The sequence below is a fragment of the Enterobacter cloacae complex sp. IR53041 genome, from assembly GCF_049238285.1.
Classification (GTDB): domain Bacteria; phylum Pseudomonadota; class Gammaproteobacteria; order Enterobacterales; family Enterobacteriaceae; genus Enterobacter; species Enterobacter roggenkampii.
The window spans coordinates 1-22,223 of the sequence record NZ_JBMKHB010000046.1 but is presented as its reverse complement, the minus strand read 5'-3'; the positions used below and the strand labels follow the sequence as shown (position 1 = coordinate 22,223).

The window sequence follows — 22,223 nt, the reverse complement described above, 5'->3', positions numbered from 1 at the left end:
TCAGTGTAACACTACTCATACTCGGCCCGACACATCGCTACGGTATCTTCTATGAGCCGACGCGCCACGGTGCCCGGTGGGGGAAGCAGCGGTAGATCGTCATACCGATACCAGTTCGCATCCAGCAGCTCTTTCTGATCGATAACGATCTCGCCGCTGTCATAGTCGGCCATAAAGGCCGTCATCAGCGACTGCGGGAACGGCCACGGCTGGGAGGTGACGTAGCGCAGGTTCTTCACTTTGATCCCGCTCTCTTCCATCACCTCGCGCGCCACTGCCTGCTCCAGCGTTTCGCCCACTTCGACGAACCCGGCCAGCACGGTATGAATGCCGTTGCGATGGCGGGTATGCTGTGCAAGCAAAATAGAGTCATCCCGACGGATAGCGACGATAATGCACGGCGCAATTTGTGGGTAATAACGTTCGCGGCAGTGGCTGCAGAGCATCGCCCACTCGGTTTTACTCGGGTGCATGGTATGGCCGCAATAGCCGCAGTATTTGTGCGAGCGGTAAAACTCCGCCAGCTGCACGCCCCGCCCCGCCAGCTGGAACAGTCCTACGTCCAGATCCAACACCTGGCGAACGGATCCCATATCCAGACGACGCGATTGTTGGATCAACCACACGGGTTCACCCTGCCACTCGCCGATCTTCAGCGCAGGCTGGCCCACGAGATCAAACGTTTCCGCCGCACCGTAGGGCAGCTCTCCACCGGGCAACCATAATTTTTGTTCGTGACTGACGATCCACCAACCCAGATCTGATTTTTCAATAATACGATCCATATCTATTGCACTACCTTCGCTTCACTGACATGTTGTTAGCATTGTGGTTACATTCTGGATGAGCAGATTCAATCCTACACTTTGCGGAGTCGACCATGTTAAACCAGCTAGAAAGCCTGACTGAGCGCGTTAGAGGAAGTAACAAACTGGTGGATCGCTGGCTACATGTGCGCAAGCATCTACTCGTGGCTTATTACAATCTGGTCGGTCTTAAGCCTGGCAAAGAATCGTTTATGCGGCTGAATGAAAAAGCGCTGGATGATTTTTGTCAGAGCCTGGTCGACTATCTGTCCGACGGCCATTTCAATATTTATGAACGCATTATCCGCGAAATGGAAGGGACAACGCCGTATTTAGCGGCCAGCAAGCTTTGTCCGCTGCTGGAAGCCAACACCCTGCAGATCATGGATTACTACGATTCCACGCTTGAGAACGCCATCGATCACGATAACTATCTTGAGTTCCAGCAGGCGCTTTCCGACCTTGGCGAAGCGCTGGAAGAGCGATTCACGCTGGAAGATAAGCTGATTAGCCTCGTCCTGGACGCCAGCCCCGAAGATAACATCGCGCGCCCGGCTTGAGTTCTTAATCGTTAACGAGTAATTTACAACCATTCGCCCCTCTCACGAGGGGGATTTTTCTTGTCGGAGTGCCCAGAGCGAAAGCCGGGCTGAGACCGTTAATTCGGGATCCGCGGAACCTGATCAGGCTAATACCTGCGAAGGGAACAAGAGTCACACTGCTGTTGTATCGCCTGAGGGCGATCCTCTCTTGCTTCATCCGTCGTCTGACAAGCCATGTCCTTCACTTTTGGAATGAGCTATGTCTACTGCAAAACTGACCCGCCGCGAACAGCGCGCACAGGCCCAACACTTCATTGACACGCTGGAAGGCACCGCTTTCCCCAACTCGAAACGCATCTACATTTCCGGCTCGCAGGACGATATCCGCGTTCCGATGCGCGAAATCCAGCTCAGCCCGACGCTTATCGGCGGCAGCAAAGATAACCCGCAGTATGAAGACAACGAAGCCGTGCCGGTGTATGACACCTCCGGCCCGTACGGCGATCCTGATGTGGCCATCAACGTCCAGCAGGGTCTGGCTAAGCTGCGCCAGCCGTGGATTGACGCGCGTAACGACTGCGAAGAGCTGAGCGTGCTGAGCTCGGCTTACACCAAAGAGCGCCTGGCCGACGACGGTCTGGACGAGCTGCGCTTTACCGGCCTGCTGACGCCAAAACGCGCTAAAGCGGGCAAATGCGTGACCCAGCTGCACTACGCCCGCCAGGGGATCGTCACGCCGGAGATGGAGTTCATCGCCATCCGCGAAAACATGGGTCGCGAGCGCATCCGTAGCGAAGTGCTGCGCTATCAGCATCCGGGTGAAGGCTTTGGCGCGCGCCTGCCGGAGAACATCACGCCGGAGTTTGTACGTGACGAAGTTGCCGCAGGCCGCGCGATTATCCCCGCCAACATCAACCACCCGGAATCCGAGCCGATGATTATCGGCCGCAACTTCCTGGTGAAGGTCAACGCTAACATCGGTAACTCGGCCGTCACCTCCTCCATCGAAGAAGAGGTTGAAAAGCTTGTCTGGTCAACGCGCTGGGGCGCGGACACGGTAATGGACCTCTCCACTGGCCGCTATATTCACGAAACCCGCGAATGGATCCTGCGTAACAGCCCGGTTCCGATTGGCACCGTCCCGATTTATCAGGCGCTGGAGAAGGTCAACGGCATCGCCGAAAACCTTACCTGGGAAGCGTTCCGCGACACGCTGCTGGAGCAGGCGGAACAGGGCGTGGACTACTTCACCATTCACGCGGGCGTGCTGCTGCGCTACGTGCCGATGACCGCGAAGCGTCTGACCGGCATCGTCTCGCGCGGCGGTTCGATCATGGCGAAGTGGTGCCTCTCCCATCACCAGGAGAACTTCCTCTACGAACACTTCCGCGAGATCTGCGAAATCTGCGCCGCGTACGATGTCTCTCTGTCGCTGGGCGACGGCCTGCGCCCGGGCTCCATCCGCGACGCCAACGACGAAGCACAGTTTGCCGAGCTGCACACGCTGGGCGAGCTGACCAAAATCGCCTGGGAGTATGACGTGCAGGTGATGATTGAAGGCCCGGGACACGTGCCGATGCAGATGATCCGCCGCAACATGACCGAAGAGCTGGAGCACTGCCACGAAGCGCCGTTCTACACGCTGGGGCCACTGACCACCGACATCGCGCCGGGCTATGACCACTTCACGTCAGGCATTGGGGCGGCGATGATCGGCTGGTTCGGCTGCGCCATGCTCTGCTACGTGACGCCGAAAGAGCACCTCGGCCTGCCTAACAAAGAGGACGTGAAACAGGGGCTGATCACCTACAAAATTGCCGCCCACGCGGCGGATCTGGCCAAAGGCCACCCGGGCGCGCAAATCCGTGATAACGCCATGTCGAAGGCGCGCTTTGAATTCCGCTGGGAAGACCAGTTCAACCTGGCGCTGGATCCGTTCACCGCCCGCGCCTACCACGACGAAACCCTGCCGCAGGAATCGGGCAAAGTCGCGCACTTCTGCTCCATGTGTGGGCCGAAGTTCTGCTCGATGAAGATCAGCCAGGAAGTGCGCGACTACGCCGCCACGCAAACCATTGAAGTGGGTATGGCGGACATGTCCGAAACCTTCCGCGCCAAAGGCGGCGAAATCTACCTCAAAAAAGAGGAGGCGTAATGTACCAGCCCGATTTCCCACCCGTTCCCTACCGTTTAGGGCTCTATCCGGTGGTGGACAGCGTGGCGTGGATAGCGCGCCTGCTGGAGGCAGGCGTTCGCACCCTCCAGCTGCGCATCAAGGATAAACGCGATGAGGAAGTGGAAGCCGATGTGGTTGCCGCCATTGCGCTGGGGCGTCGGTATAACGCCCGCCTGTTTATCAATGACTACTGGCGGCTGGCCGTTAAGCACCGGGCGTACGGCGTGCATCTGGGTCAGGAGGACCTGGAAACAACGGATCTGAGCGCTATCCGCGAAGCCGGGCTGCGTCTTGGCGTATCAACGCACGATGACATGGAGATCGACGTGGCCCTGGCGGCCCGTCCCTCATACATCGCGCTCGGTCACGTCTTCCCGACGCAAACCAAGCTGATGCCCTCCGCTCCGCAGGGTCTGACGCAACTGGCGGGTCACGTTAAACGCCTTGCCGACTACCCCACCGTCGCCATCGGCGGAATCAGCCTGGAACGCGCCCCGGCAGTGCTGGAGACCGGCGTGGGCAGCATCGCCGTCGTCAGCGCCATCACCCAGGCCGCAGACTGGCAGGCCGCCACCGAACAGCTGTTACAGCTGGCAGGAGCAGGCGATGAATGATCGCGACTTTATGCGCTACAGCCGTCAGATCCTGCTGGAAGATATCGCCATCGACGGGCAGCAAAAACTGCTCGCCAGCCGGGTGCTGATTGTTGGCCTGGGGGGATTAGGCGCACCCGCCGCGCTCTATCTGGCAGGCGCGGGTATCGGCACGCTGGTGCTGGCCGACGACGACGAGGTCCACCTCAGCAACCTGCAGCGACAAATCCTCTTTACCACCGAGGATATCAACCAGCCGAAAGCACAGATCACCCGGCAGCGGCTGCATCAGCTTAACCCGGATATCGAACTGATTGCCCTACAGGAGCGGCTTGGCGGTGAAAGCCTGCACCGTGAAGTCGCCCTTGCCGACGTGGTGCTGGACTGTACCGACAACATGGCGACGCGCCAGGCGATCAACGCCGCCTGCGTGGCAAATCATACGCCGCTTATCACCGCCAGCGCGGTGGGGTTCGGCGGGCAAATGATGGTTCTGACGCCACCGTGGACGCAGGGCTGCTATCGCTGCCTGTGGCCGGACGATGCCGAGCCGACGCGCAACTGCCGTACGGCGGGCATTCTGGGTCCGGTGGTCGGCGTGATGGGCACGATGCAGTCGCTGGAGGCCATCAAGCTGCTCAGCGGCATGGAGACGGAACGCAATACGCTGCGGCTGTTTGATGCCCGCTCCAGCGGCTGGCGTCATCTGGCGCTGCATCGCGCCAGCCACTGCCCGGTGTGCGGAGGCCGCGATGCGCATTCTGTTTAACGATGAGCCGATGAGCTGCGACGACGGGCTCACCGTTGCCGCACTGCTCGACAAGCTGCGTCAGCTCAAGCCGGGAACGGCGCTGGCGCTCAATCAACAGATCCTGCCGCGCGAGCAGTGGGAACATCAGCAGGTCAATGAAGGCGACCAGATCCTGCTGTTTCAGGTTATCGCAGGGGGCTGAGATGTTACGTATTGCCGATAAGGATTTTGATTCACATCTGTTTACCGGAACCGGAAAATTCGCCTCGCCGCAGCTGATGGTGGAGGCCATTCGCGAAAGCGGCAGCCAGCTGGTGACGCTGGCGCTTAAGCGCGTGGATCTGCGCCATCACAGCGATGCCATTCTGGCTCCGTTGCTGGAAGCGGGCGTCACGCTGTTGCCCAACACCTCCGGCGCCAAAACGGCAGAAGAGGCGATTTTTGCCGCACAACTGGCACGGGAGGCGCTCGGCACCCGCTGGTTGAAGCTGGAAATCCATCCGGATGCCCGCTGGCTGCTGCCCGATCCGATCGAAACGCTGAAAGCGGCTGAAAAGCTGGTGCAGCAAGGGTTTACCGTCCTGCCCTACTGCGGGGCCGACCCTGTCCTGTGCAAACGGCTGGAAGAGATCGGCTGCGCCGCCGTCATGCCGCTGGGGGCCCCCATTGGCTCTAACCAGGGGCTGGAGACCCGCGCGATGCTGGAAATCATTATTGAACAGGCCACCGTACCGGTGGTGGTGGATGCAGGCATTGGCGTGCCCAGCCATGCCGCGCAGGCGATGGAGATGGGCGCCGACGCGGTGCTGGTGAATACGGCTATCGCGGTTGCCGACGATCCGGTCATGATGGCGCGTGCATTCCGCCTGGCCGTAGAGGCAGGCCTGCTGGCAAGGGGATCCGGCCCCGGCTCGCGCAGTTTCCAGGCGCAGGCCACCAGCCCGCTGACCGGTTTTCTGGAGGCGATCTCATGAGCACGTTTACCGAGCGCTGGCGCCAGCTTAGCTGGGACGACATTGCCCTGCGTATCAACAGCAAAACGGCGGCTGACGTGGAGCGCGCGCTGCAGGCCCGTCATCTGACCCGCGAGGATCTGATGGCCCTGCTCTCCCCGGCGGCCAGCGCCTACCTCGAACCGATGGCCCAGCGAGCGCAGCGGCTTACCCGCCAGCGGTTTGGCAACACGGTGAGTTTCTACGTGCCGCTCTATCTCTCCAACCTGTGCGCCAATGACTGCACCTACTGCGGTTTCTCCATGAGCAACCGCATCAAGCGTAAAACGCTCGATGAGGCTGAGATTGCCCGTGAGTGTGCGGCCATCCGTGAAATGGGCTTTGAACATCTTTTGCTGGTCACGGGCGAACATCAGGGGAAAGTGGGAATGGACTATTTCCGTCGGCACCTTCCCGCCATTCGTCGTCAGTTCGCGTCGTTGCAGATGGAAGTGCAGCCTCTGTCGCAGGAGGAGTACGCGGAGCTCAAAACGCTCGGGCTGGACGGCGTCATGGTCTATCAGGAAACCTATCACGAGGCGACGTACGCCCGACACCACCTGAAGGGCAAGAAACAGGATTTCTTCTTCCGCCTGGAAACGCCGGACAGGCTGGGTCGCGCCGGTATCGACAAAATCGGTCTGGGTGCGCTGATCGGGCTCTCCGACAGCTGGCGGGTGGATTGTTACATGGTGGCGGAACATCTGCTGTGGTTGCAGCAGCACTACTGGCAGAGCCGATACTCCATCTCCTTCCCGCGCCTGCGTCCCTGCGCGGGAGGAATTGAACCGGCTTCGCTGATGGATGAACGCCAGCTGGTGCAGACCATTTGCGCGTTTCGCCTGCTCGCTCCGGAAGTGGAATTATCGCTCTCAACGCGCGAGTCCCCGGCGTTTCGCGATCGCGTCATCCCGCTTGCGATTAACAACGTCAGCGCGTTTTCCAAAACGCAGCCTGGCGGCTACGCCGACGACCATCCGGAACTGGAACAATTTGCACCCCATGACGGACGACGTCCGGAAGCGGTCGCCGCCGCCCTGACGGCGCAGGGTCTTCAGCCCGTCTGGAAAGACTGGGACAGCTGGCTGGGAAGAGCCTCGCAGTGACGTTGAAACGCACTGCAACACGTTAAAAAATTGTCGAGCCGCGACGAAAAGGCAAAACCGGAAGATTGTCAGCGATCGTCCGGTTTTTTATTGTCACACGGTCAGCAACGGATGCTGACCAGGGCGAAAAGCTTCTTCCTCGTTTCGCCCTGCCTCTGGTTCATTGCACAAACGGCTCATGTCATTTTAATAAGTATTTTCTTAATGGTTCTTAAGATAAATCATCCTGTCAAAAATCGCGTGCCGTATAATTCACCGCTAACCGCAGGGCAGCGACTATGCTGAGAGGATATCGGCAGACGAAAAGTATTCACCATCAGGAACGATGTACAGCTCATGGCACTTCACAGCAAAAAGCTCTCTTTTACCCGGCCCATTATGCTCAGCTTTGCGGGGATCCTCTGCAGTTTTGCGGTGATCGCGATCGCGGTGACGCTTTCGCAACGAAAGGATTTTCTTGAGGATTATCATAAGATCAATAGCAACTTCACGCACAACCTGGCGGTGAACTACACCGAATCTATCCTGCGCGAAAACGACTATATTCTGGGCCGTTCCGCGATGTACTTTGCGCGCGACGACAGGCTAAACGAGACGCTAAACCTTAACCCGACGCAGGGGCTGCAGATGGTCATGCATTTGCAGAACCTGATGCCGACCGTCTCCTCCATTTCGCTTGCCGATACGCAGGGGCATTATCTGCGCGCGCCGGAGGTGCTCCCCACGGAGAAGAGTAAAACCTTCGATCCCCGAACGCGGCCGTGGTTTGTCGCTCAGGCGGAAGCCAGCATCTTCAGCCACTATACCCGTCCCTACATGGACTACTTTACCGGCCATCCGACAGTAACCCTTTATAAGCCGTTGATCTCGCCGGAAGGCAGACTGAAGGGAACGATCGCCTTTCATCTTGATTTGACGTCAATGGGCTATACCCTGCGTCAGATGGTGGCACCCGTTCAGGGGGAATTCTTCGTCGTCGAACGCGACGGTGCTGTGGTGCTGCATCCGGATACCGGCGCGCTCTTCAAGCAGTACGTGAGCGAAGCGCTGATGGACAAAATGACCAGCGGCGAAGGCCATCTTTACGACAAGAAAAGCAACGCCTGGTATTACTATTACTCTTTTACCAACCCGGACTGGTTTGTCATCTACCGGGTATCCGGTGCGACGCTCACCGATATCACCCGCCACGAAACGACGATCGTTGGCTGGGGGTTTGCGCTGGCGGCCATCATCATCATCCTTTTCGGCTTATACCTCCGCCACGCCTCGCGTAGCGTGCTGATGCACATTATCAATGCCATCAAAACTGGCGACGTTAACGAGGCACCGCGCCTGGAAGCGATGCTGAGCCACACGATTCAGTCCAATAAAGAGCGCGAAATGGCGTATGTGCGCCAGGCTACCCACGATGCGCTGACGGGCTGTAAAAACCGCCGCGCGTTCGACAGCGATATCGCAGAACTGCTGAATGCCCAGCAGCCCTTCGCGATGGCGCTGGTGGATATTGATAACTTCAAGTCAATTAACGACACGCTGGGTCACCTGACCGGTGATATCGTTCTGCGCAACGTGGCTCGTGAAGGGATCCAGATTATGCAGCCACATCACGTCTCGGTTTACCGTTATGGCGGAGAAGAGTTCGCCGTAATCTTCCAGGCGGAGCAGATGTCTTCCGCGCTCTCATTATTGGAAGCGTGGCGTACCGCCGTTGAAAAACGCGTCTGGCGGGAAGAAAACCTGCGGGTTACGTTCAGCGGCGGTCTTGGGGAGTGGCATTTTGAACCGCTGGAACAATTTGTCGGAAGCGTTGATAACGCCCTCTACAGCGCCAAACAGCAGGGAAAAAATCGAATCGTTCGCACATCCATCAGCTAATCCTCTCTCCTTCACCCTGCCCGTTTCGACGGGCCGGGTACCCGCCAATGTAAAATTGTAACCGGTTTCAGAAAATCGCCTGTTTCTTTGTGATGCCTGACACACAATCGCGGTAAAGCGGTTGTTGAAGCGGTCTGCACGGGATAATTATCAATAAACACATGTAGATCGAGGCTGATTATGAAGAACATCGTTTTATGCTGTGCAGCGGGAATGTCAACCAGCATGCTGGTTCAACGTATGAAAGACGCCGCGCAGAAAAAAGGGGTTGAAGTCACCATTAAAGCCGTTCCGGTTGCGGAGTTTAAAGACAACATCGCAACGGCCGACATCGTATTGCTGGGGCCACAGGTTAAATACGAGCAGGCTAAATTACAGGCGCAGGCCGACCCGCTGGGCAAAAAGGTCGCGGTGATCGACATGATGGATTACGGCATGATGAAAGGTGATGCCGTACTGGATAAAGCGCTCAAACTTCTGGAGTCATAATGGAAGACTTAGAAACCACGATTATGGAACTGCTTGTTAACGCAGGCGCGGCGCGCAGTGCGGCCCTGACGGCATTGCAGATGGCGCGTAAAGGTGAGTTTGACGAAGCCGAAAAAGCGATGGAAGAGTCGCGGGAATATGTGAAGCATGCGCACACCATACAGACGCAGCTTATCGGTCTTGATGAAGGGACCGGGAAGCTTCCGGTTAACCTGATCACCGTCCACTCGCAGGATCACCTGATGAACGCCATGGTCATACAGGACCTGGCGGGCGATATGATTGAGCTGTATCGACGGATCCCATTAGTAAACTGAAATAGTGCAGATATAAAAAAACCCGCCGAAGCGGGTTTTTTATTAGCGACTCAACGATTACTCGTTGTCGGAGCCACCCAGACCTGCGTTCAGCAGTTCTGCCAGGCTCGCGGATGCATCTTCAGCAGTAACCTGCGGTGCAGCTGGCAGTTCGCCTGCAGCACGACGACGCATACGATCCTGATGGTACGCATAACCGGTACCAGCCGGGATCAGACGACCCACGATAACGTTCTCTTTCAGACCGCGCAGTTCATCACGTTTACCTGCAACAGCGGCTTCGGTCAGGACACGAGTCGTTTCCTGGAACGATGCTGCAGAGATGAAGGACTCGGTTGCCAGAGACGCTTTGGTGATACCCAGCAGATCGCGCGAGAAGGTCGCACCGATTTTGCCGTTCGCTTCCAGTTCGCGGTTAGCGATCTTGACGCGTGAGTATTCCACCTGCTCGCCTTCGAGGAACTCGGAGCTGCCCGCGTTTTCGATGGTTGCTTTACGCAGCATCTGACGAACGATAACTTCGATGTGTTTATCGTTAATCTTAACGCCCTGCAGGCGGTATACGTCCTGTACTTCGTTAACGATGTAACGAGTAACAGCATGCACACCACGCAGACGCAGGATGTCGTGCGGCGCTTCTGGACCGTCGGAAACCACGTCACCACGTTCTACGCGTTCACCTTCGAACACGTTGAGCTGACGCCACTTAGGAATCATCTCTTCGTACGGTTCGCTGCCATCTACTGGAGTGATAACCAGACGGCGCTTACCTTTGGTCTCTTTACCGAAGGAGATGATACCGCTGATTTCAGCCAGGATTGCCGGCTCTTTCGGACGACGTGCTTCGAACAGGTCCGCAACGCGTGGCAGACCACCGGTGATGTCCTTGGTACCGCCGGATTCCTGAGGAATACGCGCCAGGGTGTCACCCGAGCTGATCTGTACGCCATCTTCCAGCTGTACAATCGCTTTACCCGGCAGGAAGTACTGCGCAGGCATATCGGTACCTGGGATCAGAACGTCATTACCCTGAGCATCAACGATTTTCAGTGCAGGACGCAGATCTTTACCGCCGGTAGTACGTTCAGCAGAATCCAGAACCACCAGAGAAGACAGACCGGTCAGCTCGTCAGTCTGACGAGTAATGGTCTGGCCGTCGATCATGTCAGTGAAGCGGATGAAACCACTTACTTCGGTGATAACCGGCATGGTGTGTGGATCCCAGTTTGCAACGGTTTCACCGCCGGCAACCTGCTCGCCATCACCTTTCGCCATAACCGCACCGTAAGGCACTTTATAGCTCTCTTTGGTACGACCGAATTCGTCGATCAGCTTCAGCTCGGTGTTACGTGAAGTGATAACCAGTTTACCGCTGGAGTTCACAACCGACTTCGCGTTGCTGAGCTTGATGCTACCTTTGTTTTTCACCTGGATGCTGGATTCAGCAGCCGCACGAGATGCCGCACCACCGATGTGGAACGTACGCATCGTCAGCTGTGTACCCGGTTCACCGATGGACTGTGCCGCGATAACGCCGATGGCTTCACCTTTGTTGATGATGTGGCCACGCGCCAGGTCACGACCGTAGCAGTGCGCACATACACCAAAGTCGGTGTCACAGGATACAACGGAACGCACCTTCACGGAGTCAACAGAGTTCGCTTCCAGCAGGTCACACCACTGTTCGTGCAGCAGGGTGTTGCGTGGAACCAGAATGTCTGCGGTGCCCGGCTTCAGAATGTCTTCCGCGGTCACACGACCCAGTACGCGATCGCGCAGTGGCTCTTTAACATCACCACCCTCGATAACCGGGGTCATGGTGATACCTTCGAGGGTGCCACAATCGTCTTCGGTCACAACCAGATCCTGCGCAACGTCTACCAGACGACGCGTCAGATAACCGGAGTTCGCGGTTTTCAGTGCGGTATCCGCCAGACCTTTACGCGCACCGTGCGTGGAGATGAAGTACTGGAGTACGTTCAGACCTTCACGGAAGTTCGCGGTGATTGGCGTTTCGATGATGGAGCCATCTGGCTTCGCCATCAGACCACGCATACCTGCCAGCTGACGAATCTGTGCTGCAGAACCACGCGCACCGGAGTCGGCCATCATGTAGATGCTGTTGAAGGAAACCTGCTGCTCTTCTACGCCGTCACGGTTAATCACGGTTTCGGTCTGCAGGTTATCCATCATCGCTTTGGATACACGATCGTTCGCCGCTGCCCAGATATCGATAACTTTGTTATAGCGTTCGCCTGCGGTAACCAGACCAGACTGGAACTGCTCCTGGATCTCAGCAACTTCAGCTTCCGCTTCAGAGATGATCTCGTGCTTCTTCTCTGGGATGACCATGTCATCGATACCAACAGATGCACCTGAACGCGCTGCATAAGCAAAGCCGGTGTACATAGTCTGGTCAGCGAAGATAACGGTCGGCTTCAGGCCCAGAATGCGGTAACAGGTGTTCAGCATTTTGGAGATCGCTTTCTTGCCCAGCGCCTGGTTGACGATGGAGAAAGGCAGACCTTTCGGTACGATCATCCACAGAATGGCACGGCCAACGGTCGTGTCTTTCAGGCTGGTTTTCGCAACGAATTCGCCGTTTGCATCTTTTTCGTATTCGGTGATACGCACTTTAACGCGCGCATGCAGAGAGGCCAGGCCAGCGCGATAAATACGCTCAGCTTCTTTCGGGCCAGTCAGCACCATGCCTTCGCCTTTGGCGTTAACACAGTCACGGGTCATGTAGTACAGACCCAGTACAACGTCCTGAGAAGGAACAATGATTGGCTCACCGTTCGCTGGAGACAGGATGTTGTTGGTAGACATCATCAGCGCACGCGCTTCGAGCTGGGCTTCCAGCGTCAGCGGTACGTGAACAGCCATCTGGTCACCATCGAAGTCGGCGTTATATGCCGCACAAACCAGCGGGTGCAGCTGGATAGCTTTACCTTCGATCAGGACTGGCTCAAATGCCTGGATACCCAGACGGTGCAGAGTTGGTGCACGGTTCAGCAGTACCGGGTGTTCGCGGATAACTTCGTCCAGGATATCCCAAACGACAGCTTCTTCACGCTCAACCATTTTCTTAGCGGCTTTGATGGTGGTGGCCAGGCCACGCAGTTCCAGCTTGCCGTAGATGAACGGTTTGAACAGCTCCAGTGCCATTTTCTTCGGCAGACCGCACTGATGCAGACGCAGGTATGGACCTACGGTGATTACAGAACGACCGGAGTAGTCAACACGCTTACCGAGCAGGTTCTGACGGAAACGACCCTGTTTACCTTTGATCATGTCGGCCAAAGATTTCAGAGGACGTTTGTTAGAACCGGTGATCGCACGACCGCGACGACCGTTATCCAGCAGGGCATCTACCGCTTCCTGCAGCATACGTTTTTCGTTGCGTACGATGATGTCCGGCGCAGCCAGATCCAGCAGACGTTTCAGACGGTTGTTACGGTTGATCACGCGACGATACAGATCGTTCAGATCGGACGTTGCGAAACGACCACCATCCAGCGGAACCAGTGGACGCAGATCTGGCGGCAGAACCGGCAGAACGGTCAGGATCATCCACTCTGGCTTGTTACCAGACTGAACGAACGCTTCCAGCAGTTTGATACGCTTGGTCAGCTTTTTACGCTTGGTTTCGGAGTTGGTTTCGTTCAGCTCTTCACGCAGCTGCTCGCACTCTTGCTCCAGATCCATGCTCTTCAGCAGAGCCTGAATAGCTTCCGCACCCATCTTCGCGTCGAATTCGTCACCGAACTCTTCCAGCGCGTCCAGATACTGCTCTTCAGTCAGGATCTGATGACGTTCCAGGTTCGTCATCCCGCCTTCGATAACCACATAAGATTCGAAGTACAGAACACGTTCGATATCACGCAGCGGCATATCCAGCAGCAGACCGATACGGGACGGCAGTGATTTCAGGAACCAGATGTGAGCAGTCGGAGACGCCAGCTCGATGTGGCCCATGCGCTCACGGCGCACTTTGGTCTGGGTCACTTCAACGCCGCACTTCTCACAGATCACACCGCGGTGTTTCAGGCGCTTGTACTTACCGCACAGGCACTCGTAATCTTTTACTGGCCCGAAAATACGCGCACAGAAAAGGCCGTCACGCTCAGGTTTGAACGTACGGTAGTTGATGGTTTCCGGCTTTTTAACTTCACCGAAAGACCATGAACGGATCATGTCTGGCGAAGCCAGAGCAATTTTGATCGCATCAAACTCTTCGGTTTTAGTCTGCGCTTTCAGAAACTTTAATAAATCTTTCACGGATTTGCTCCCGTCGGAGTTAGCACAATCCGGTGCCGGGGGTTAACCCGGCACCAGTGACCTGTTTGAGCGAGAATTACTCGTCTTCCAGTTCGATGTTGATACCCAGCGAACGAATCTCTTTCAACAGTACGTTGAAGGATTCTGGCATGCCTGGTTCCATCTGATGGTTGCCGTCCACGATGTTCTTATACATCTTGGTACGACCGTTCACGTCATCAGACTTAACGGTAAGCATTTCCTGCAGGGTGTATGCCGCGCCGTATGCTTCCAGCGCCCACACTTCCATCTCCCCGAAGCGCTGACCACCGAACTGTGCCTTACCACCCAGCGGCTGCTGAGTAACCAGGCTGTAAGAACCGGTAGAACGAGCGTGCATTTTGTCGTCGACCAGGTGGTTCAGTTTCAGCATGTACATGTAACCTACGGTTACCGGACGTTCGAACTGTTCACCGGTACGGCCGTCAAACAGCGTAATCTGACCAGACGTTGGCAGACCACCCAGTTGCAGCAGCTCTTTAATTTCAGCTTCTTTTGCACCGTCGAATACCGGCGTTGCAATTGGCATACCTTTGCGCAGGTTCTCTGCCAGACGCAGCACTTCTTCATCGCTGAAGGTGTTCAGGTCGACTTTCTGACGCACGTCGGTACCCAGATCGTAGGCACGCTGGATGAATTCGCGCAGTTTCGCGACTTCCTGCTGCTGTTTCAGCATGGCGTTAATCTTGTCGCCGATGCCTTTCGCAGCCATACCCAGGTGAGTTTCCAGGATCTGACCAATGTTCATACGAGACGGTACACCCAGTGGGTTCAGTACGATATCTACCGGCGTACCGTTAGCATCGTGCGGCATATCTTCGATCGGGTTGATCTTAGAGATAACACCCTTGTTACCGTGACGACCTGCCATCTTATCACCAGGCTGGATCTGACGTTTAACAGCCAGATAGACCTTAACAATCTTCAGCACGCCTGGTGCCAGATCGTCGCCCTGAGTGATTTTACGGCGTTTCGCTTCGAGTTTTTTCTCGAACTCGTGTTTCAGTTCGTCATACTGCTCAGCCAGCTGTTCCAGCTGATTTTGTTTCTCTTCGTCGGTCAGGCCCAGTTCCAGCCAGCGATCGCGTGGCAGTTTGTCGAGCTTCTCAGCTTCAACGCCACCGGCAACCAGCACCGCATAGATACGGCTGAACAGACCCGCTTCGAGGATCTGCAGTTCTTCAGACAGGTCTTTCTTAGCCTGTTTGAGCTGCATCTCTTCGATTTCCAGCGCACGCTTATCTTTCTCAACGCCATCACGAGTGAAGACCTGAACGTCGATAACCGTACCGGAAACACCGTTTGGTACGCGCAGAGAAGAGTCTTTAACGTCAGACGCTTTCTCACCGAAGATGGCACGCAGCAGTTTCTCTTCTGGCGTCAGCTGGGTTTCACCTTTCGGCGTAACCTTACCCACCAGAATGTCGCCGCCAGTCACTTCCGCACCGATGTAAACAATACCGGATTCATCCAGTTTGGAGAGCGCAGCTTCACCCACGTTAGGGATGTCAGCGGTGATCTCTTCTGGCCCCAGCTTGGTGTCACGGGACACGCACGCCAGTTCCTGAATGTGGATGGTGGTGAAACGATCTTCCTGAACCACACGCTCGGAGACGAGGATGGAGTCTTCGAAGTTGTAACCGTTCCACGGCATGAACGCTACGCGCATGTTCTGACCGAGCGCCAGTTCACCGAGGTCGGTGGACGGACCGTCTGCCAGCACGTCGCCGCGCTCAACTGGCTCACCCAGAGATACGCAAGGCATCTGGTTGATACAGGTGTTCTGGTTAGAACGGGTGTATTTGGTCAGGTTATAAATGTCGATACCTGCTTCGCCCGGGTACATCTCGTCTTCGTTAACTTTGATAACGATACGGGAGGCATCCACGTACTGAACAGTACCGCCACGCTTAGCAACTGCAGTAACACCGGAGTCAACGGCAACAGCACGTTCCATACCGGTACCAACCAGCGGCTTATCAGCACGCAGAGTTGGAACGGCCTGACGTTGCATGTTCGCACCCATCAATGCACGGTTGGCGTCATCGTGTTCCAGGAACGGGATCAGGGACGCACCGACGGATACCACCTGCTGGGTGGATACGTCCATGTAGTCAACCTGGTCGCGGCTGAACAAGCTGGATTCGCCTTTGCTACGGCAGGTCACCAGATCTTCTACAAAGTGGCCTTCGTCATCCAGGTTGGAGTTCGCCTGAGCGATAACGTAGTTGCCTTCTTCGATAGCAGACAGGTAATGAATTTCGTCGGTAACAACACCGTCGGTCACTTTACGATACGGGGTCTCGAGGAAACCGTATTCGTTAGTCTGTGCGTACACGGACAGGGAGTTGATCAGACCGATGTTTGGACCTTCAGGCGTTTCGATTGGACATACGCGACCGTAGTGCGTCGGGTGTACGTCTCGAACTTCGAAGCCTGCACGCTCACGGGTCAGACCGCCAGGGCCGAGTGCAGAGATACGACGCTTGTGCGTAATCTCAGACAGCGGGTTGTTCTGGTCCATGAACTGAGACAGCTGGCTGGAACCGAAGAACTCTTTCACTGCTGCAGAAATCGGCTTGGCGTTGATCATATCCTGGGGCATCAGGGTATCCAGATCGCCCAGAGACAGACGCTCTTTCACCGCACGCTCTACACGTACCAGGCCAACGCGGAACTGGTTTTCCGCCATTTCGCCTACGGAACGGATACGACGGTTGCCGAGGTGGTCGATGTCGTCCACTTCGCCTTTGCCGTTACGGATATCGATGAGCTTCTTCATCACTTCGATGATGTCGTCTTTGCTCAGGATACCGGAACCTTCGATTTCGTCGCGCAGCAGAGAACGGTTGAACTTCATACGACCAACCGCGGACAGATCGTAGCGGTCTTCGGAGAAGAACAGGTTCTCGAACAGGCTTTCAGCCGCTTCGCGAGTTGGTGGCTCACCAGGACGCATCATGCGGTAGATTTCAACCAGCGCGCTCAGACGATCGTTGGTTGGGTCGACGCGTACAGTCTCAGAGATGTACGGACCGTGGTCCAGATCGTTGGTGAACAGCGTTTCGATACGTTTGTGGCCAGCCTGACTCAGCTTAGCCAGCAGATCCAGGCTCAGCTCCATGTTAGCCGGGCAGATCAGCTCGCCAGTTGATTCATCAACGTAATCTTTCGCGGCTACTTTTCCTGCAATGTATTCAACCGGAACTTCGATGTGTTTGATATCATCTTTTTCCAGCTGGCGGATGTGGCGCGCGGTGATACGGCGACCTTTTTCCACATACACTTTGCCGTCGGCTTCGATGTCGAACGACGCGGTCTCACCACGCAGACGTTCCGGCACCAGCTCCATCTGCAGCTTGTTGTCGCGGATTTCAAAGATCACTTTCTCAAAGAACAGGTCCAGGATCTGCTCAGTGGTATAGTTCAGTGCACGCAGAATGATGGTTGCAGGCAGTTTACGACGACGGTCGATACGGACAAACAGGTTGTCTTTTGGATCGAACTCGAAGTCCAGCCAGGAACCACGGTAAGGAATGATGCGTGCGTTATACAGTACTTTACCGGAAGAGTGCGTTTTACCTTTATCGCTGTCGAAGAAGACGCCCGGGCTACGATGCAGCTGGGAAACGATAACACGCTCAGTACCGTTAATAACGAAAGTACCGTTGTCTGTCATGAGTGGAATTTCACCCATGTAGACTTCTTGTTCTTTAATGTCTTTTACGGTGCCTTCCGGCGCTTCGCGCTCGTAGATCACCAGACGCAGTTTCACGCGCAGCGGTGCGGAATAGGTCACGCCACGGATCTGACATTCCTGAACGTCAAACACCGGTTCGCCAAGGCGGTAGCTGACGTACTGCAGCTCGGAGTTACCGCTGTAGCTCTGAATCGGGAACACGGAGCGGAAGGCTGCTTCCAGACCGTACTGCCCTTCAGGATCTTGCTCGATAAACTTCTGGAACGAGTCAAGCTGGATAGAAAGGAGATATGGAATGTCCAGAACTTGTGGACGTTTACCAAAATCCTTACGAATACGTTTTTTCTCGGTATAGGAGTAAACCATAGGGTTCCTCAGCTCGCTGACAAGTCGACCCATCTGTCCGACGAAGGGACAGTTTGTGCAACACCATTTTGTGGACCGGAAAATTGAATACTTTCCGCAATACCTGTTGCTATCACGCTTAAACCATTTCATTGCGATTTACACAGAGCGAGCACCCTGTCGCAGTATATTAAGTCGTCGATAGAAACAAGCATTGAAAGACACATCGATAGTCAAACAGTGTGAAATGCTACCGAGGCCTTACAGCGCAAAAAGGCTGGTGACTAAAAAGTCACCAGCCATCAGCCTAATGACTTAGGCTGCAACCAGAAAAGTTGGCTTATTTAACTTCAACTTCAGCGCCAGCTTCTTCCAGAGATTTTTTCAGTGCTTCTGCGTCGTCTTTGCTCACGCCTTCTTTCAGCGCAGCTGGAGCAGATTCTACCAGGTCTTTAGCTTCTTTCAGACCCAGGCCAGTTGCGCCACGTACTGCTTTGATAACAGCAACTTTGTTCGCGCCAGCAGCTTTCAGAATTACGTCGAATTCAGTTTTTTCTTCAGCAGCTTCAGCCGGGCCCGCAGCTACAGCTACAGCAGCAGCAGCAGAAACACCGAATTTTTCTTCCATTGCAGAAACCAGCTCTACAACGTCCATTACGGACATAGCTGCTACTGCTTCAATGATTTGATCTTTAGTGATAGACATTTAAATTGTTCCTGAAAATCAGAATAAGTTTATACGTAAGCAAATGCTTTATAAAGATAACTGCGATTAAGCAGCTTCTTTCGCATCGCGTACAGCAGCCAGAGTGCGAACCAGTTTGCCAGCCGCAGCTTCTTTCATGGTTGCCATCAGGCGTGCAATTGCTTCTTCGTAGGTCGGCAGGGTTGCCAGGCGATCGATTTGCGATGCCGGGATCAACTCACCTTCAAAGGCTGCAGCTTTGACCTCAAATTTTGCATTCGCTTTCGCGAACTCTTTGAACAGACGAGCAGCAGCGCCCGGGTGTTCCATAGAGTATGCAATCAGGGTCGGACCAACAAACGTGTCTTTCAGGCACTCGAACTGAGTACCTTCAACTACGCGGCGCAGCAGGGTGTTACGAACAACACGCATGTATACGCCAGCTTCACGACCTGCTTTACGCAGTTCAGTCATTTTGTCTACAGTAACGCCACGGGAATCCGCAACTACTGCAGACAGCGCGCCTTTGGCTACTTCGCTGACTTCAGCAACAATCGCTTGTTTGTCTTGAAGATTTAAAGCCATTAGCTTTGCTCCTGGATGTTTGCCGGAACTCATGTTCCGGAACTCACTTCACTCTCCCCAACGGAAAGAGCGTCTTAATACGGTGAGCAGAAACAAGCCAGAGTATCCAAAAATAATCTTAGCGTTCTGTCACCGTCTACGCAGGGGATTAAGTCTCTTGCGAAACACCTGCGGTCTTCGACGGAGGCCTGGATTAGGCCAGGCTCCAACGAACAATTCTTTTAGCCGCTAACTATTGTTAGCAAACGTGGGGGTAAGATTGTAGACAAAATCACCGCCCACGTAAAGGCATTAGTTTGCAGCAGCGCTCAGGCCAGCCTGGTCAACTGCAACACCTGCGCCCATGGTGGTGGAGATGCTAACTTTCTTGATGTACACGCCTTTCGCCTGGGTTGGTTTTGCTTTTTTCAGCGCAACCAGCAGAGCTTCCAGGTTTTCTTTCAGTTTGTCAGCGTCAAAGTCCACTTTACCGATGGTGGTGTGGATGATGCCGTTTTTGTCGTTACGATAACGAACCTGACCTGCTTTAGCGTTCTTAACCGCTTCAGCAACGTTAGGGGTTACAGTACCCACTTTCGGGTTTGGCATCAGGCCGCGTGGACCCAGAACCTGGCCCAGCTGGCCAACAACGCGCATTGCATCTGGAGAAGCAATAACAACGTCAAAGTTCATTTCGCCTTTCTTGATCTGATCAGCCAGATCTTCCATACCTACCAGTTCAGCGCCGGCAGCTTTAGCAGCTTCAGCGTTTGCACCCTGAGCAAATACAGCTACGCGAACGGAACGGCCAGTACCGTGTGGCAGTACAGTTGCGCCACGAACGTTCTGATCGGATTTACGCGCGTCGATGCCCAGGTTAACGGCAACGTCAACGCTTTCAACGAACTTAGCAGTTGCCAGTTCTTTCAGCAGAGCGATAGCTTCGTTGATGTCGTACTGTTTGGTCGCATCAACTTTGTCACGGATCACGGACATGCGCTTGGTCAGTTTAGCCATTTCTTAGTCCTCCACTACCAGGCCCATGGAACGTGCAGTACCTTCGATTGAGCGAGTCATCGCTTCAATGTCGGCACCAGTCATGTCGGCAGCTTTGGTCTGCGCGATTTCCTGCAGCTGAGCGCGGGAAATTTTACCCACTTTGTCTTTGTTCGGTTTACCGGAACCAGACTTGATACCAGCCGCTTTCTTCAGCAGAACTGCTGCAGGAGGGGTTTTGGTAACGAAAGTGAAAGAACGGTCAGCGTAAACAGTGATTACGACTGGGATTGGCAGACCTTTTTCCAGGGATTCAGTTTTTGCGTTGAACGCTTTACAGAATTCCATGATGTTCACACCCTGCTGACCCAGAGCTGGACCAACTGGTGGACTTGGGTTCGCCATACCAGCTGCAACCTGCAGCTTGACGTAGGCTTGTACTTTCTTAGCCATTCTAAAATCCTCTGATTGGGTAATAGCGCCTCAGTGAGGCTCCCCGTGAATAAAATTCGTTTTACGGGCCGGGCCCATAAAAACAAAAGGCGCGAAATTGTATTCCAATCTCGCGCCCTGTGCAACGATTAAATCGTCGCTTTTTTGATCGCTGCTTAGGCTTTTTCGACCTGCGCAAAGTCCAGTTCTACCGGGGTCGCACGACCGAAGATAGATACAGAAACTTTCAGGCGGGACTTTTCGTAGTCCACTTCTTCAACGACGCCGTTAAAGTCAGCAAACGGACCGTCATTAACACGAACCATTTCACCCGGTTCAAACAGCGTTTTCGGACGCGGCTTATCACCAACCTGCTGCAGGCGGTTCATAATCGCATCCACTTCTTTGTCGCTGATTGGCGCCGGACGGTCAGACGTGCCGCCGATAAAGCCCATCACGCGCGGTACGCTGCGCACCAGGTGCCAGCTCGCGTCGTTCATTACCATCTGAACCAGCACGTAACCCGGGAAGAATTTGCGCTCGCTTTTGCGACGCTGGCCGCCACGGATCTCGACCACTTCTTCGGTCGGAACCATAACTTCGCCAAATAACTCTTCCATGTTGTGTAATTTGATATGCTCACGCAGCGACGTTGCTACGCGGCCTTCAAAACCGGAAAACGCCTGAACGACGTACCAGCGCTTTTTAGGGGCTTCAGACATCTCAGAACCTCAGGCCAGTGATAAAGGATACCAGGCGAACCAGAATACCATCCAGTCCCCACAGGATCAGTGACATTACAGCGGTAACCGCCGCTACGATCAGCGTGGTGTGCAATGTTTCCTGGCGAGTCGGCCAAATTACCTTACGGACTTCGGTACGCGCTTCGCGAGCAAAAGCGACGGTCGCTTTGCCTTTCGTCGTCAACAGCGCGACACCACCCGCTGCAGCAATCAGAATTACCACTGCAAGCGCGCGTAGCGGCAGCATCATGTCACGATAAAGGTAGTTGCCGACAATCGCTACGATCAGCAGAACGGCTACTACTACCCATTTCATCGCTTCCAGGCCGCGCCCGCTCCCTTGAGCTTCGGTATTCGCACTCATAAACCAACCTGTCAGAAGTATTCTACAAACATTTTCACCCCGCGATTGCGAGGCAAACCAAATCGAAATGCTAATTCGCTTTTCGAATTATACGCTCTCTGCAGAGCCTGTCTCAGCAATGATTATGACAAAAATAATCACTGATGAGCCAGGTTCTGACGTGAAAGCGTGCAAAAAGGGCATCAAATGATGCCCTTTTATTGCGCATTGCGTCAAATGTTATCAGCAATTAGCCGAGAACTTTAGCAACCACGCCCGCGCCAACGGTACGGCCACCTTCACGGATTGCGAAACGCAGACCGTCGTCCATCGCGATTGGGTGGATCAGCGTCACAACCATCTTGATGTTGTCGCCTGGCATTACCATCTCAACGCCTTCTGGCAGTTCGATGGTACCGGTCACGTCAGTAGTACGGAAGTAGAA

19 protein-coding genes, 1 pseudogene and 1 riboswitch are annotated in these 22,223 nt (G+C 54.9%); of the genes and pseudogenes, 10 read left to right on the top strand and 10 right to left on the bottom strand.

Annotation, left to right across the window (positions count from 1 at the left end):
• Positions 1-11 precede the first annotated feature (11 nt).
• Positions 12-785, bottom strand: a complete 774-nt coding sequence (gene nudC, locus ACOTXF_RS22050; protein WP_023294851.1) for an NAD(+) diphosphatase — start codon at positions 783-785, stop codon at positions 12-14.
• A 95-nt stretch (positions 786-880) separates the two neighbouring features.
• Here nudC and ACOTXF_RS22045 point away from each other — a divergent pair, with 95 nt between their 5' ends.
• From ACOTXF_RS22045 to ACOTXF_RS22000, 10 genes are all read left to right on the top strand, one after another.
• Positions 881-1,366 (top strand): Rsd/AlgQ family anti-sigma factor, encoded by a 486-nt coding sequence (locus ACOTXF_RS22045; RefSeq protein ID WP_047747064.1) that lies wholly within the window; start codon positions 881-883, stop codon positions 1,364-1,366.
• 54 nt (positions 1,367-1,420) lie between these two features.
• A riboswitch (TPP riboswitch) is annotated at positions 1,421-1,529 on the top strand.
• Between the two features lie 78 nt (positions 1,530-1,607).
• A complete protein-coding gene (thiC, locus tag ACOTXF_RS22040; RefSeq protein ID WP_047747066.1) occupies positions 1,608-3,503 on the top strand; it encodes a phosphomethylpyrimidine synthase ThiC in 1,896 nt (631 codons plus the stop codon).
• Entirely contained in the window at positions 3,503-4,138 is a 636-nt protein-coding gene (thiE, locus tag ACOTXF_RS22035; RefSeq protein ID WP_048962326.1) for a thiamine phosphate synthase, read from the top strand. Before thiC ends, thiE begins: the two co-directional genes overlap by 1 nt.
• The gene (locus ACOTXF_RS22030) at positions 4,131-4,886 is read left to right on the top strand and encodes a HesA/MoeB/ThiF family protein (protein ID WP_048962325.1); all 756 of its coding nucleotides are present in this window, start codon (positions 4,131-4,133) and stop codon (positions 4,884-4,886) included. The genes thiE and ACOTXF_RS22030 overlap by 8 nt, the downstream gene beginning before the upstream one ends.
• Positions 4,870-5,070: a sulfur carrier protein ThiS gene (thiS, locus tag ACOTXF_RS22025; RefSeq protein WP_021242959.1), complete on the top strand. Its 201-nt coding sequence runs from the start codon at positions 4,870-4,872 to the stop codon at positions 5,068-5,070. Before ACOTXF_RS22030 ends, thiS begins: the two co-directional genes overlap by 17 nt.
• Position 5,071: 1 nt before the next feature.
• The gene (gene thiG / locus ACOTXF_RS22020) at positions 5,072-5,842 is read left to right on the top strand and encodes a thiazole synthase (protein WP_048962324.1); all 771 of its coding nucleotides are present in this window, start codon (positions 5,072-5,074) and stop codon (positions 5,840-5,842) included.
• On the top strand, positions 5,839-6,966 hold the full coding sequence (gene thiH, locus ACOTXF_RS22015; RefSeq protein ID WP_023345240.1) for a 2-iminoacetate synthase ThiH: 1,128 nt from the start codon (positions 5,839-5,841) through the stop codon (positions 6,964-6,966). The genes thiG and thiH overlap by 4 nt, the downstream gene beginning before the upstream one ends.
• A 336-nt stretch (positions 6,967-7,302) precedes the next feature.
• The gene (locus tag ACOTXF_RS22010) at positions 7,303-8,844 is read left to right on the top strand and encodes a sensor domain-containing diguanylate cyclase (RefSeq protein ID WP_025910400.1); all 1,542 of its coding nucleotides are present in this window, start codon (positions 7,303-7,305) and stop codon (positions 8,842-8,844) included.
• A gap of 180 nt (positions 8,845-9,024) precedes the next feature.
• Positions 9,025-9,333: a PTS sugar transporter subunit IIB gene (locus tag ACOTXF_RS22005; protein WP_008503456.1), complete on the top strand. Its 309-nt coding sequence runs from the start codon at positions 9,025-9,027 to the stop codon at positions 9,331-9,333.
• Positions 9,333-9,650 (top strand): PTS lactose/cellobiose transporter subunit IIA, encoded by a 318-nt coding sequence (locus ACOTXF_RS22000; protein WP_008503455.1) that lies wholly within the window; start codon positions 9,333-9,335, stop codon positions 9,648-9,650. The genes ACOTXF_RS22005 and ACOTXF_RS22000 overlap by 1 nt, the downstream gene beginning before the upstream one ends.
• 57 nt (positions 9,651-9,707) lie before the next feature.
• Here ACOTXF_RS22000 and rpoC read toward each other — a convergent pair whose 3' ends face one another.
• The 9 genes and pseudogenes from rpoC to tuf form a co-directional block, all read right to left on the bottom strand.
• The gene (rpoC, locus tag ACOTXF_RS21995; protein WP_008503454.1) at positions 9,708-13,931 is read right to left on the bottom strand and encodes a DNA-directed RNA polymerase subunit beta'; all 4,224 of its coding nucleotides are present in this window, start codon (positions 13,929-13,931) and stop codon (positions 9,708-9,710) included.
• Between the two features lie 76 nt (positions 13,932-14,007).
• Positions 14,008-18,036: a DNA-directed RNA polymerase subunit beta gene (gene rpoB, locus ACOTXF_RS21990; RefSeq protein ID WP_008503453.1), complete on the bottom strand. Its 4,029-nt coding sequence runs from the start codon at positions 18,034-18,036 to the stop codon at positions 14,008-14,010.
• A 319-nt stretch (positions 18,037-18,355) separates the two neighbouring features.
• Entirely contained in the window at positions 18,356-18,721 is a 366-nt protein-coding gene (gene rplL / locus ACOTXF_RS21985; RefSeq protein WP_002445276.1) for a 50S ribosomal protein L7/L12, read from the bottom strand.
• 66 nt (positions 18,722-18,787) lie between these two features.
• Positions 18,788-19,285, bottom strand: a complete 498-nt coding sequence (gene rplJ, locus ACOTXF_RS21980; protein ID WP_003862338.1) for a 50S ribosomal protein L10 — start codon at positions 19,283-19,285, stop codon at positions 18,788-18,790.
• A gap of 291 nt (positions 19,286-19,576) precedes the next feature.
• The gene (rplA, locus tag ACOTXF_RS21975; RefSeq protein ID WP_006810530.1) at positions 19,577-20,281 is read right to left on the bottom strand and encodes a 50S ribosomal protein L1; all 705 of its coding nucleotides are present in this window, start codon (positions 20,279-20,281) and stop codon (positions 19,577-19,579) included.
• Between the two features lie 3 nt (positions 20,282-20,284).
• Entirely contained in the window at positions 20,285-20,713 is a 429-nt protein-coding gene (gene rplK, locus ACOTXF_RS21970; protein WP_008503452.1) for a 50S ribosomal protein L11, read from the bottom strand.
• Positions 20,714-20,868: 155 nt separating this feature from the next.
• Complete coding sequence (gene nusG, locus ACOTXF_RS21965) at positions 20,869-21,414, bottom strand: transcription termination/antitermination protein NusG (RefSeq protein ID WP_003862341.1); 546 nt, start codon at positions 21,412-21,414, stop codon at positions 20,869-20,871.
• Position 21,415: 1 nt separating this feature from the next.
• Positions 21,416-21,799: a preprotein translocase subunit SecE gene (secE, locus tag ACOTXF_RS21960; RefSeq protein ID WP_003862342.1), complete on the bottom strand. Its 384-nt coding sequence runs from the start codon at positions 21,797-21,799 to the stop codon at positions 21,416-21,418.
• Between the two features lie 229 nt (positions 21,800-22,028).
• A pseudogene (gene tuf / locus ACOTXF_RS21955) lies at positions 22,029-22,223 on the bottom strand (elongation factor Tu); the annotation flags it as partial.

Coding starts and splice junctions, on each gene's coding strand:
- rplL (WP_002445276.1), bottom strand. CDS start 18,721: ATGTCTATCACTAAAGATCAAATCATTGAAGCAGTAGCAGCTATGTCC.
- rpoB (WP_008503453.1), bottom strand. CDS start 18,036: ATGGTTTACTCCTATACCGAGAAAAAACGTATTCGTAAGGATTTTGGT.
- ACOTXF_RS22010 (WP_025910400.1), top strand. CDS start 7,303: ATGGCACTTCACAGCAAAAAGCTCTCTTTTACCCGGCCCATTATGCTC.
- secE (WP_003862342.1), bottom strand. CDS start 21,799: ATGAGTGCGAATACCGAAGCTCAAGGGAGCGGGCGCGGCCTGGAAGCG.
- ACOTXF_RS22000 (WP_008503455.1), top strand. CDS start 9,333: ATGGAAGACTTAGAAACCACGATTATGGAACTGCTTGTTAACGCAGGC.
- thiC (WP_047747066.1), top strand. CDS start 1,608: ATGTCTACTGCAAAACTGACCCGCCGCGAACAGCGCGCACAGGCCCAA.
- thiS (WP_021242959.1), top strand. CDS start 4,870: ATGCGCATTCTGTTTAACGATGAGCCGATGAGCTGCGACGACGGGCTC.
- thiE (WP_048962326.1), top strand. CDS start 3,503: ATGTACCAGCCCGATTTCCCACCCGTTCCCTACCGTTTAGGGCTCTAT.
- thiH (WP_023345240.1), top strand. CDS start 5,839: ATGAGCACGTTTACCGAGCGCTGGCGCCAGCTTAGCTGGGACGACATT.
- nusG (WP_003862341.1), bottom strand. CDS start 21,414: ATGTCTGAAGCCCCTAAAAAGCGCTGGTACGTCGTTCAGGCGTTTTCC.
- thiG (WP_048962324.1), top strand. CDS start 5,072: ATGTTACGTATTGCCGATAAGGATTTTGATTCACATCTGTTTACCGGA.
- ACOTXF_RS22045 (WP_047747064.1), top strand. CDS start 881: ATGTTAAACCAGCTAGAAAGCCTGACTGAGCGCGTTAGAGGAAGTAAC.
- rplK (WP_008503452.1), bottom strand. CDS start 20,713: ATGGCTAAGAAAGTACAAGCCTACGTCAAGCTGCAGGTTGCAGCTGGT.
- ACOTXF_RS22030 (WP_048962325.1), top strand. CDS start 4,131: ATGAATGATCGCGACTTTATGCGCTACAGCCGTCAGATCCTGCTGGAA.
- rplJ (WP_003862338.1), bottom strand. CDS start 19,285: ATGGCTTTAAATCTTCAAGACAAACAAGCGATTGTTGCTGAAGTCAGC.
- ACOTXF_RS22005 (WP_008503456.1), top strand. CDS start 9,025: ATGAAGAACATCGTTTTATGCTGTGCAGCGGGAATGTCAACCAGCATG.
- nudC (WP_023294851.1), bottom strand. CDS start 785: ATGGATCGTATTATTGAAAAATCAGATCTGGGTTGGTGGATCGTCAGT.
- rplA (WP_006810530.1), bottom strand. CDS start 20,281: ATGGCTAAACTGACCAAGCGCATGTCCGTGATCCGTGACAAAGTTGAT.